This is a genomic window from Alistipes finegoldii DSM 17242, from assembly GCF_000265365.1.
Taxonomy (GTDB): domain Bacteria; phylum Bacteroidota; class Bacteroidia; order Bacteroidales; family Rikenellaceae; genus Alistipes; species Alistipes finegoldii.
Genome location: NC_018011.1, coordinates 475,439 through 488,116 on the forward strand (window position 1 = coordinate 475,439; position 12,678 = coordinate 488,116).

7 protein-coding genes are annotated in these 12,678 nt (G+C 61.0%); 2 read left to right on the top strand and 5 right to left on the bottom strand.

Features of this window, described 5'->3' with window-relative positions; all coding sequences use genetic code 11:
• The first annotated feature begins 1 nt into the window (after position 1).
• Positions 2-1,132 carry a CofH family radical SAM protein gene (locus ALFI_RS02090; protein ID WP_014774588.1) on the top strand — a complete coding sequence of 377 codons (1,131 nt, stop codon included), beginning with the start codon at positions 2-4 and terminating at the stop codon, positions 1,130-1,132.
• A 189-nt stretch (positions 1,133-1,321) separates the two neighbouring features.
• Here ALFI_RS02090 and ALFI_RS02095 read toward each other — a convergent pair whose 3' ends face one another.
• The 4 genes from ALFI_RS02095 to ALFI_RS02110 all read right to left on the bottom strand — a co-directional run bounded on the left by ALFI_RS02095 (position 1,322) and on the right by ALFI_RS02110 (position 6,843).
• On the bottom strand, positions 1,322-3,262 hold the full coding sequence (locus tag ALFI_RS02095; RefSeq protein WP_208854100.1) for a glycoside hydrolase family 97 protein: 1,941 nt from the start codon (positions 3,260-3,262) through the stop codon (positions 1,322-1,324).
• 69 nt (positions 3,263-3,331) lie between these two features.
• Complete coding sequence (locus ALFI_RS02100; protein WP_416987743.1) at positions 3,332-4,894, bottom strand: glycoside hydrolase family 125 protein; 1,563 nt, start codon at positions 4,892-4,894, stop codon at positions 3,332-3,334.
• A gap of 28 nt (positions 4,895-4,922) precedes the next feature.
• Positions 4,923-6,113 (bottom strand): glycoside hydrolase family 76 protein, encoded by a 1,191-nt coding sequence (locus ALFI_RS02105; RefSeq protein ID WP_014774591.1) that lies wholly within the window; start codon positions 6,111-6,113, stop codon positions 4,923-4,925.
• Positions 6,114-6,123: 10 nt separating this feature from the next.
• Positions 6,124-6,843 (bottom strand): GDSL-type esterase/lipase family protein, encoded by a 720-nt coding sequence (locus ALFI_RS02110; RefSeq protein WP_014774592.1) that lies wholly within the window; start codon positions 6,841-6,843, stop codon positions 6,124-6,126.
• Between the two features lie 276 nt (positions 6,844-7,119).
• Here ALFI_RS02110 and ALFI_RS02115 point away from each other — a divergent pair, with 276 nt between their 5' ends.
• Positions 7,120-11,178 (top strand): hybrid sensor histidine kinase/response regulator transcription factor, encoded by a 4,059-nt coding sequence (locus ALFI_RS02115; RefSeq protein WP_014774593.1) that lies wholly within the window; start codon positions 7,120-7,122, stop codon positions 11,176-11,178.
• 239 nt (positions 11,179-11,417) lie between these two features.
• On the opposite strand, the gene ALFI_RS02120 is transcribed toward ALFI_RS02115, so the two are convergent.
• Positions 11,418-12,629, bottom strand: coding sequence for a glycoside hydrolase family 76 protein (locus ALFI_RS02120; RefSeq protein WP_014774594.1), 1,212 nt, complete (start codon positions 12,627-12,629; stop codon positions 11,418-11,420).
• Between the last annotated feature and the right edge of the window lie 49 nt (positions 12,630-12,678).

Here is a 12,678-nt window from a genome sequence, read left to right on the forward strand (position 1 = left end):
CGTGCAGCGCATCTACGACAAATGCCGGCGGCGGGAGCCGCTCTCGCGCGAAGAAGCCTACCGGCTCTACGACGAAGCCCCGCTGCAGGAGCTGGCGCTGGTGGCCGACGAGGTGCGCCGCGCCGTGGTTCCCGATCCTCAGGTCGTGACGTGGCAGATCGACCGCAACGTCAACATCACCAACGTCTGCATTTCAGGCTGCAAGTTCTGCAACTTCCACTGCAAACCCCACCAGACCGACCGGGCGTTCATCACCACGCTGGAGCAGTACTGCGAGAAAATCGACCGTACGCTCCGTCTGGGCGGCGACCAGCTGCTGTTGCAGGGCGGCCTGCACCCCGGACTGAAAATCGACTTCTACGAACGGCTGTTCAGCGGGTTGAAATCGCGCTACCCTTCGCTGCGGCTGCATGCGCTGGGCGCGCCCGAAGTGGCGCATATCGCCCGCATAAGCGGGCTGACGACGCTCGAAACCCTGCGCCGCCTGATGGCCGCGGGACTGGATTCGCTGCCGGGCGCAGGAGCCGAGATACTCGATTCAGACGTGCGCCGGGCCATCTCCCCCGCCAAACCTTCGGTCGAGAAGTGGCTCGACGTGATGCACGAAGCCCACTGCCTGAATCTGCCGACCTCGGCGACGATGATGTACGGGCACGTCGAGACGCCGCACCAGCGCATCGACCACCTGCTGCGCATCCGCGACCTGCAGACCCGCTGTCCCGAAGGCAATTACGGCTTCATCGCCTTCATCCCGTGGATTTTCCGTTCGACGGGCACCGAGCTGGAACGGCAGGGCGTGGAAACCCGCTTTTCGCCGCTCGAATACCTGCGCATCATCGCCGTGAGCCGGCTGATGCTGCACAATATCCCCAACATTCAGGCTTCGTGGCTCACCGTGGGCAAAGCCACGGCGCAGGCTGCCCTGCACAGCGGAGCCAACGACATGGGGTCGATCATGATCGAAGAGAACGTCGTATCGTCGGCCGGGGCGCACAACAGTTTCGACGCCGAAGGCATTCAGTCCGCCATCCGCGAAGCGGGCTTCATCCCGCGCCTGCGGGACCAGCTCTACCGGATGCGGGAATATGCGCCGCAAACCGGGGAACTTGCGACATCGCTTCAAGACGCCTAACGGCGCATCATGCCGCAATGCCCAAGTGCACGCCTGCAAAACGAGTTTTCGCAAACGCACACGCTGCAAAGAAAAAGGAGATGCCGAAAAGCATCTCCTTTTTCATAATCCACGTCTCCGGACACGGAGCCAAAGTCCCGCAGCCGCCATAAGCCCAAGAGCAGGAAAGGGTTGAAAAATCCCGCCCCGCTACTCGATCACGGCCGCCCAGCCGCCGTTGCGCACCATCTCCACCTTCACGACGGTCGAAGCGTCCACCTTACGCACCCGTTTTCTGTAGTCCGTGGCCTGCAGGTCGGCGTTCACCCCGTCCTCGAACGAAGTCATCGTAAAGGTACGGCCCGCAGGCAGGAAGTCGAGCGCGATTTCGGTCGTATAGGGGCGGTCGTTCGTAATGCCGCCCACGTACCACTTGTCGCCCTTGCGGCGCGCCACGACGACCTCCCGGCCGCATGCGGCGTGCAGGACGCGCAGGCTGTCCCACGTGGTGGGAACCGCGGCGAGAAACTCCGTGCAGGGATGCTCGCGGCGGTAGAGCACCGGATTGTCGGCGAGCATCTGCAGCGGGCTTTCGAAAACCACGTAGAGCGCCATCTGGTAGGCGCGCGTACCCGTTCCCATCGGATTGGCCTCCGTCGAACGGTTGTCCTCAGGCTGCGCCGAGAACATCGAGCCGGGCGTGAAGTCCATCGGTCCGACGGCATTGCGGATAAAGGGCAGCCAGTTGCTGTTTTCGGGCTTGCAGCGGGCCCCCTGCTCCATGCCGAGCACCCCCTCGTAGGTGAGCAGGTTGGGATAGGTGCGGTAAAGCCCCTTGGGTGTATAGGAGCCGTGCATATCGACGAAAAGGCGGTGCCGGGCGGCGCACTTCATCACCCGTTCGTAATAGCCGACCATCCACTGGTCGCTGCGGTCCATGAAGTCGATCTTCACTCCGGGAATCCCCCACTCCTCCAGCGTCGCGAAGAGCCGGTCCATGTCCTTCTCGACCGCCAACCACGTCAGCCAAAGTACGATCTGCACGTTGCGCTCCCGGCCGTAGGCGATCAGCTCCTGCAGATCGAGATCGGGATTGGGATGGAAGACGTCGGTCGTCGAAGCCGACCAGCCCTCGTCCATGATGATGTAGGGAATACCGTATCGGGCGGCGAAGTCGATGTAGTAACGGTAGGACTCGGTATTGCGCCCGGCCCGGAAATCGACGCCCGTCAGGCGCATGCCGTTCCACCAGTCCCAGCTGACCAGCCCCGGTTTCACCCAATCCCAGTCGGCGTCGGCCGCAGGTTCGGCGAGCAGCCAGACCAGCTCGTTCTCCAGCAGGGCGGCGTCCTTTTCCGCAACGACCGCCACCCGCCACGGGAAGGTGCGCGTTCCTTGGGTGCGGGCGATATACGGCTCCTCCGCGACGATCTTCAGATTGCGGTCGCCGGCGGGGGCATACTCCTTGGGCACACGCGGAAACAGCGATTCGAAGCCGCCCGCGCCGTCGCCCCGGACGAACATGCAGGGGTAATCGCGCACATCGGATTCGGCCGGCAGCACTTTCTTACCGCCGGGCATTCCGACCAATACGGGTAGATAGCTCATGCGGTCCGTCGAATCGTATTCCGCCGTCGCCACACGGGTATAAGGCTCCTCGTACATCGACCGGAAACCGTCCACCTCGGAAAGCCACGCTTCGCTTCCGGCGGGAAATCCCAGCCGGCACGCCTCGCCCATGACCTCGACTTCGCCCGGAAGCGACGTCACGAAACGGTAGGCCGCACCGTCGTCGAACAGCCGGAACTCCACGGCGTAACCGCCTGCGAAATTGAGCCGCACGGCGTTGTAACGGTTGCGCACCGAAGCGTTCTTGGTCGGATTGCGCCGTTCGAGCACCTCGTCGGCCGACGAACGCTTCACGCTCCGCAGGCGGGGCTTTTCGCCCAGCGTCCTGTCGGCAAGCGTCAGTGACAGCGTACAGTTTTCCAATATCTTGTCCTCCCCGGACCAAAGGTCGTAAGTGATCCGGTCCGAGACATCGACCGCAAGTCGGAGATTTCCGCCGGGCGACGCGGCCTCGACGGTTTTGGCTTCGGCGGCGCAGGCCAGCGTCAGCGCGCACAACAGCGTGAATAATCGTTTCATCATCATTCGGGATTAGCGGAGCGTCATAAAAAAAGAGGGCCGCAGTCAGACCGCGGCCCTCCGTAAATTAACCTATTTAACCTCTATCGAATTCAGCAGATCGGTCTTGCCCTCGTTCACCAGCTTGAGAATCAACTCGCCGAACAGCGTGTTCTGCCATGCGAACCACGAGCGGGTGTAGTCCGCGGGATCGTTCACGTTGAACGACTCGTGCATGAAGCCCGTTCCGGCGTCGGTGGTCATCAGCATCTCGACGCAGCGTTTGATCTCGGCGTCGTCCTGCGACGTGAAAGCCTTCATCATAATGCTCATCGGCCATGCCATGTCGTAACCGATATGCGGACCGCCGATGCCCTCGCCCGCCGTACCGCGGAAGAAGTAGGGATTCGACTCGCTCCATACGAAGCGGCGCGTATTGCGGTAGATCGGGTCGTTCACGTCCATATCGCCCAGGTAAGGCATCGCCAGCAGGCTCGGCACGTTGGCGTCGTCCATCAGGAAGCGGTTGCCGAAGCCGTCCACCTCGAATGCGTAGATCGTGCCGAATTCGGGATGGTTGTAGGTCGCATATTTCTTGAGCGCGGTCTCGACCTCGGCGGCCAGCGCGGTGCACTCGGCGGCCAGCGCCGGCTCGTCGTTCACCTTGGTCAGAATCTCGGCGGCCTTGCGCAACGAAGTCACGGCGAAGAAGTTCGACGGCACGAGGAACAGGAACGTCGTGGCGTCGTCCGAAGGACGGAACACCGAAGCGATCAGCCCCACGGGGTTCACCGGATTGCCCTTGCCCGCATTGCAGACCGTGTCGAGCTGACGGTCGGTCACACGCATGAAGGTGTAAGGACCCAGTCCCTCCTTGCGCTGCTGCTCGCGGAAGGTTTTCAGGATATTCTTGATGGCGGCCATCCAGTGCTCGTCGAAAACCGAAGCGTCGCCCGTCGTCAGCCAGTACTGATAAGCCAGCCGCAGCGGGTAGCAGAGCGAGTCGATCTCCCACTTGCGCTCGTGGAGTTCGGGGCGCATCTCGGTCTGGTCGCTCATCCACTGGTGGTCGGGATTCGGATCGTAGGGATCGAGGAATGCGTTGGCGTAGGGATCGAGTTCGATGCACTTGAACTGGCGGCGGATAACGCCCGCCAGCATGCTGCGCAGGTGCTCGTCCTTATTGGCCAGCTGGAGATAGGGCCACACCTGCGCACCGGAGTCGCGGAGCCACATGGCATGGATATCGCCCGTGTAAACGATCGTATCGTCCTTGCCGTTGGCGTCCTTGCGGGCGCGGACCGTCGTGTCGAGCGTATTGGGGAAGCAGTTCTCCAACATCCACGCCAGCTTGGCGTTGGTCAGCACGCCCTTGATGCGGGCGATCTCCTGTTCCACGGCTTCCGAACGGAACAGACGTTCGGCTTCGGCGGGACGGTTCGTCGCGGCATATGCGGCCGGCGTCTGCGCTTTGGTCTTCTTGCCGGGCTTGGCCATACGCGTATTGTCGGCAGGCATCGGAGCTGCGGCTTCGCGCGCAGCGGGCTGCGGGGCTTCGGCGGGAGCGGAAAGGCTCACCGTGCGGGCCGAGACGCCCTCTGCGGCGCACACCACGGCGGCCGCAAGGCAGATGTTAAGGATTTTCTTCATTTTCATTTTGTTGCAATGTGTAAGTTGAGTATGGTTATTTTGTCTGGTCCAGTTTCACGCCGCTCATGCGTCCGTACATCTCGGCCATGGCGCCCTGCGTCAGCAGCCACTTCTCGGACTGCTTGTCCGCCCCCGTAAAGTCGGTCTCGAACAGCCCCTGCGCATCGCGGGCATGCTCCCACGCATAGTCGAGCGTGCGCTGCACGTCGCCGAGATAAGCCGCATTGCCGTCGATGGCGTAGAGTTCGGCCAGTCCGCGCACCATCACCGCCGAGAACCACACGTTGCCCTTGTCGATGATGCGGAAGGTCTCGCCGCCTTGGGGCGTGAACTCCCCGAAGAAGCGGTCGTAGCAGGCCGCCGCCGTACGCTGGGCGTCTTTCAGGTAGCTTTCGTCGCCCGTCGCCTTGTAGAGCAGCGCCCCGGCTTGCACCATCTGTCCGCTGTTGTAGGCGAACTTCGCGCGGCCGATCCTGCCGTCGAGACCGATGTTGTCGAAATAAAGGCCGTCTTCGGGATCGAGCAGGTGTTCCTTGGTCCAAGCGTAGAGCGCCTTGCCCCGCGCGAGATAGCGTTCGTCGCCCGTGGCGGCGTAGAGTTTCAGCGCGTAGACCGTACCGGGAGCGTTCGAGCAGGTATTCTTCGAATGTTTCTGCTGTTCGCACCAGTAGATGCCGCCGCCCAGCACGTCGTCCGTGCCGCTCTCGATGAATTTCCAGATCATCTCGGCTTCGGCGAGGTACTTTTTGTCGCCCGTGGCTTCGTAGATATCGCAGAAATCAATGCCCAGCCAGACATTGTCGTCGTAAAAGCGGTCCGAAGCGGAGGCCGTATTGATATAGGAGGCATAGGCCGCGGGCATGCGCGTCGTGTCGAGGTATTCGGCCAGCCCCGGCAGTACGCGCCCGTCGAGCACGCTGCGGTACGACGCGTCGGCTTCGAGAATCGTATTCACGGCCGAGAGGGTTCCCGAAAAGGGCCAGAGGTAGGAATAGGGATTGGGGCGCGCCTGATCCGCCGAAGCGAGGTAGCTCGCCGTATAATCCACATTGAACGGATAGTTCTCGCGCAGCAGGCGGTTTTCGGCCACGCCGTAATGCGCGTATATCGAATCGAGCGTCGCCTTTGCGCGATCGAGGTTGCGGGCGTCGCACGCCACGCCGCCGTTGTTGCAGCAAGCCGCGAAAACAGACGCGGCAAAAGCCATAATAAGCAGTTTCTTCATCGTTTATCGGTTATTTTGCAGGCAATACGGTTATATACCATGTTTTCTGAACGCCGAGCGCCCGGTTGATGCCTTCGACGACCAGCGACTCCATCCGCAAATAGCCGGAAAGAACCGGATGACAGCCGTCTTGGGAGAGCTCTTCGGACATTCCGCCGCTGCCGTTATCGAGCGCCCGATGGTAATCCACATAGGGAATCTTCTGCTCCGCGGCATAGCGTTCCAGCATCGTATTGAGTCGTCGGACCTCATCGGCAGGCTCCATTTCGGGCCGCCACGAGAAGCGGTCGCAGGGCAGCAACGAACAAAGCACCACCTTGATCCCGTTGTAGCGGGCCAGATCGCACATCGAGACGATGTTGCCGAAGACGTTTTCGAGTTCTATGGGGCCGTTGTTCCGCGCGATGTCGTTGATGCCCGCCAGAATGACCACGACCTGCGGTTTCAGGTCGATCACGTCGCTGCGGAAACGGGCGAGCATATGGACGGTCGTCTGCCCGCTGATACCGCGGTCGAGGAACCCGTTCCGTTCGAAGAAATCGGGATCGACGCGAATCCAGCTATCGGTGATGGAATTGCCCATGAAGACCACCTCGACGGGCCGGTCCAACACGGCATTCTGAAGTTCATAACGTCCGTACTGCGCCCAGTCCACCGGTCCATCGGCACGAAGCGCCGCGACGGAGAAAAGAGCCAGCGACAAGAGTACGATTTTTTTCATGCAGGTCATACGGGTTTCGGGTTTTCGCTAACAAAATTAGAAAACGCCGGGGAATCGGCAGTCCGTATCCATGAAGAAATAGTACAGATACGTGCCAAACACTCCTGAACAGGCATTTTCACGCTTCCGGCCCCGCATATCGGGGCGTCGGGTCCGGTTTTGCAACCGCAAAAATACGATTTTTGTCTGTTTTCTGGACTTTTCGACACAATATTTATCCGATTTAAGCCGTATTTTGCATAAATTTGCACAAAAGAGTTCAAACCTACCTAACCGACAGTTCCCATGACACGAAAAACCGGTCTCGTCTGGCTGCTCCTGCTGTTCTGTACGGCAGTCCGCGCCAGCAACCTGCGGCAGATATCGAGCCGCGAAGGGATATCGAACAACGCCATACTTTCGCTGGCTCAGGACAAACACGGATTCATCTGGGTCGGAAGCTGCGACGGCCTGAATATGTGGGACGGAGAGCGGATGCGGCTCTTCCCGAACGACTGGGGCGGAGAGACTCCGCTGTCGGGGAATCTCATCGAGGAGATCGCCGTCACCACGGACTCGCTCTTCTGGATCCGCACCAACTACGGACTGGACCTCTTCGACCCCGACAGCAAGCGGGTCGAACGCCATGCGGACTTCCAAGGAATGTACAAAATCGTGACACGGCGCAGCGACGAAGTGCTCGTCGTCACGCAGGACAACAAATTCAGCTGTTACGACCCGGCGGCGCGCCGGTTCAGCTCCGTACAGCCCATGTCCGGCATCGACTACGCCGACATCCTCGACATGCAGCTGGACGACGACGGCGCCCTGTGGGTATTCTCCCGCAAAGGAATCTTCCGCATACCGGTCGCATTCCCGGACAAAAACAACGACCGGATCGGCATCGGACAGCCCGAACGGTTCCCCACGGTCTCGAATCCCGAATACGCGTTCGCCGAAAACGGCAGCGGCTTCTTCATCGACGAAAATCACATATTCTACGAATTCGACATCCGGGAGCGCCGCCTGATCTACAACAAGGACATGAGCGACGAGATGGCGCGCATGGGCAGCGTGTCGAGCATCGTCCGCGACGGCGGCGACTACATCGTCTCGTTCTATACCAACGGCGTCATACGGCTGCGCACCACGCCCGAACAGAGCGTGAAATACGCCACCGAACACATCAACATCCCCTGCGGCGTCTTTTCACTGCTGCGCGACGCCCGGCAGGAGATCGTATGGATCGGCACCGACGGACAGGGACTCTACCAGCATACGCGCAACGCCACGGCGTTCCGCTCGATCACCTTCAACCAACTGCCCTACAACCTCTCGAAACCCGTCCGCGCGCTCTACATCGACGACGAGCGGACGCTCTGGGTCGGAACCAAAGGCGAAGGCATCCTGCGCATCGCCGACTTCTACGACCGCAAGGAGTTCACCCCGGCGCATGTGCAGCAGCTCACGGCCGACAACAGCGAGCTGCTCGACAATTCGGTCTACGCCTTCGCCCGCAGCAGACGCAACCTGCTCTGGATCGGCACCGACGGCGAAGGACTGAACTACTATTCGTACGGCGACCGGCGCATCCGCACGCTCCGCACCCCGGCGCCGCTCAAATACATACACGCCCTGTACGAGACTTCGCCCGACACGCTGTGGGTGGCCACGGTGGGCTGCGGCGTATTCCGCGTGACGCTGGGCGGCACGGCGTCGCAGCCCTCGATACGCGGGGTCGAGCAACTGCATTTCAACGACGAACTGGAGATCAAGAACTTCTTCTTCACGCTCTACCCCGAAAACGGTTCGGCGATGTGGTTCGGCAACCGCGGCGGCGGCGCGGTCCGCTACGACATCGCAGGCGGCGGCAGCGAAGTCTTCAAGTTCGACGCGGGGCGCAGCGCCATCGCCAACGACATCTTCGCCATCCACCGCAGCGGCGACGGCACCATGTGGTTCGGCTCCAGCGGCGGGCTGATCGAATTCCGGCGGGATTCGACCTCGCACGTTCCGGGCATCCGCAACACCGTGCACGGCATTCTCGAAGACCGCAAGGGCGACCTCTGGCTGAGCACCAACCGCGGTCTGGTGAAGTACTCGCCCCACACGGGCTACGTGGTGACCTACGGCTATTCGTACGGACTGAACACCATCGAATACAGCGACGGGGCCTGTTTCGCCGACCCGCGGACGGGCACCCTCTTCTTCGGCGGCATCGACGGACTGATGACCATCGAGGATACGGGCTTCCGCGAGCAGGAGTACAATCCCCCGATGCTGTTCCGCGACATCCGGCTCAACGACGGCATCCGCAACATCGGCGACATGCTCTCCCGCGACGGCGTGCTGACGCTCAGACACGGACAGCGCATCTTCGAGATCACGGTCTCGGCGCTCGACTACGTGAACGGCAGCAACTACAGCTATTACAGCCGTCTGGACGGCTACAACGACCAGTGGGCCGGCGCGTCGTCGCAACTCTCGTTCGCCGACCTGCCGGCCGGCACCTACCGACTCGACGTGCGTTACCGCAACAACATCACCGGGGCCGAAAGTCCGGTCTATTCGCTGCCGATACGTCTCAAACCGGCGTGGTATGCGACCGCGGCGGCCAAATGTCTCTACGTGCTGTTGCTGCTGGCCGTAGTCGGGGGCGTCATCCGCCATTACCTGCTCCGCTACCGACGCCGTCGCGCCGAGAAACTGCAGCGGCTCGAAATCCGCCGCAAGGAGGAGGTTTACGAATCGAAGATGCGCTTCTTTTCGAACATCACGCAGGAGCTGTCGATGCCGCTGACGATGATCTCCGCTCCCTGCCAGCAGATACTCGCCTACCGCAAGGCGGACCCCTATGTGCTCAAATACGCGCAGACCATACGGCAGAACGTCTCGAAGCTCCACGACCTGATCTACATGCTTCACGAGTTCCGCGGCATCCGCACGGGGCAGAACGACGAAAGCGAAAACATCGAGCTGGTTCCCGTGGCCGAGATCGCGCAGAGCATGGTCGAGACCTTCGGCGAATATTCGCAGCAGAACAGCATCCACTGCCAGCTGGACATCGAACGCAACCTCGTGTGGCCGACCGACCGCGACGGACTTTCGACGATCCTCAACACACTGCTGTCCAATGCCTTCAAGCATACGCCCTACAACGGCGCCGTAAGCCTCACGATCCGCAGCGACAACGGCAAGCTCCTCATCTCGGCCTCCAACGACAGCGTGGGCGTCAATCTCGAAGACATCGAAGCGATTTTCGACCGCTACCGCGTACTCGACTATTTCGAACGCAAGAGCGAGCGCGGCCTCTCGTTTCAGGGCGACCTGCGTCTGGCGATCTGCCACAGCATCGTGGTCCGCATGCAGGGCGAAATCAAGGTCGAAAGCACTCCCAACGCGCAGACGACCTTCACCGTACTGCTGCCGCAACTGAAAGTCACGGCCGAAAACGCCCCGACCGCAGACAACATCGTGCCCGCGTCCAAAGAATACGGACTGCCCCTGCCGACCGTGACGCGGCGCGAATTCCCGTTCGACAAAAACCGCAGGACGGTGTTCATCGTCAACGACAATTCGGAGATCATGAATTTCGTGGCCGAGCTTTTCGCCGCGGACTACAACATCAAAATGCCGTCGGGCAAAACCGAGATGATCGAGCTGCTCAAGCAGATGCACCCCGACATCGTCATCTGCGACGCCCTCTCCGAGCAGTCCGACTGCCTGTCGCTCATCCAGTTCATCAAGCAGGGCAAGCTGACCTCGCACATCCCGGTCATCCTGCTCTCGACGGCCCAGCAGATCGACGAGCGCATCAAGGGCGTGGAGTCAGGCGCGGACATCTGCCTGACGCTTCCGTTCAACGTCGAATACCTCAAAGCCGTGGCCGAGCAGCTGCTCCGCCGCAACCGGTCGCTCAAGGACTATTACAAGTCCTCGATCAGCGCCTTCGAGCTTTCCGACGGGCGCATGCTCCATCAGGACGACAAGGAGTTCATCGACCGGATGCTGAAGATCATCAACGACAACATCTCCAACACGGAGATCTCGACCAAATTCATCGCCGACGAACTGGGCGTAAGCATCCGCAACCTCTACCGACGGCTGGAGGGCATCCTCAACCAGACGCCGACCAACATCATCAAGGAGTACCGGCTGGCCAAGGCCGAACAGCTGCTCACGACCACGAAGCTCTCGATCGACGAGATCATCTACAAGGCGGGCTTCGTAAACCGGGGCACCTTCTTCAAATGCTTCTCCGCCAAATACGGCTGCACGCCCAAAGTCTACCGCAAGGAGAAACTCTCGCAGATCCGTCAGGAAGTGGGCGAAGAGAGCGAAGAGGCCGCAGAGCGGTCGGCGTAACGCCTAGCAAAGCTCCGGCGAAGTCCGGCATAACAACCGCCCAGCTACGGCACGGCATCCGGCGAAGCCCGACATAACAGCGGCCACAGCTACGGCAACACATCCGGCGAAGCTCCGGCATAACAGCCGCCACAGTCACGACACGGAATCCGGCATAACATCCGGCGGAGCATATCAAACGAAGAAAGAGCGGGCCGAAACCCGCTCTTTCTCTTTGCCTGTCCTGAGGACCTTGCGCCCTACTCGATCAGCAGCGCCATGGCCTCGATCATCGTCGAAGCGCTGACCTGCTCGTTCAGACGGCCGTCCCACGAAGATCCCGGCTCGCCCCAGAATCCGCCGAAGAACCACTTCGATCCCTCCGACTTGTCCACGCCGTCGCGCCAGCAGACCAGCCCGTTGTAGATCAGGAACTCCTCGATCTCCCGGCGCAGCCCCGCATCTGCCTTATCGACCGAAGCGTCCTTCCAGACGTTCATCGCATAGCGGACGAAAATCCCCTTGAAAAGCGCATTGTCGCCCGAACCTTCGTTGTTCAGCACCCCGTTGGTCACCATCGACTTCATGGTGTAACGCGCCGCGCGCGCGGCGTCGGTCATGTATTTGGCGTCGCCCGTGGCCTTGTAAAGCTCGTGCGCGGCGCCCATGAACGTACCCTGATTATAGGTCAGCGCGCCGCCATTGATCACGCCGTTCTTCATGTTGTCGGACACGGCGCCCGTCAGCGGATTGTAGAGCGTCGAGCTGAGCCAGTTGTAAATCTTCTTCGCATCGGCCAGATACTGATCCCTCTCGGCTCCTTCGGGGCTGTTGGCCCACAGGCGCATGGCGCAGAGGGCGCCCGGACCGTTCGAGCAGGCGTTCTTGCTGTTCTCGGCGTCGAAGCTCCAGCGGATGCCGCCGCCGTTCTCGTCGTCGGTCCAGCGGGCGATCACCGTCTCCTCGTAGGTCTTGCGAGCAGCGTCGAGGTACTTCTGCACTCCGGTAGCCTCGTACATGCGGATCAGCGTCAGGATGATCCACTCCGAGTCGTCGGTGTAGGCATTGCCGAAACCGTAAGTTCCCCAATAGCTGTTGCCGTAGTTATTGCCCTTGTTGTCGTACCATTTGGACATGTAGCCGGCATAGGTGTCGCGGCGGGCGTCGCCTTCGGGAATACGCAGGTAAGCGTCTATGAGCACGTCCATCGCATGAGCCTGCGGCCAGTAGCAGTAGGTCGATTCGTTCGTGCGGTCCTGATCGGTATACCAGAATGTGCCGCGGTCGGTATTCATGAAATTCTCGATCAGCTTCTCGTCGATCTTGTCGGCATGGGCGGTCCAGTCCTCCCCGTAAGCGGGTTCGAGCTTCTCGGCCGGATCCACCACCTCTTTGCCGTAGTATTTGTCGTCCACCTCGCAGGCCCCCAGCAGGGTCGCCGCGGCAGTAAGCGCTAAAATGTATTTTTTCATAAGACTGTCGTTTTTTACCGGGGAGGGGCACGCCTTGCGGAGCGCGCCT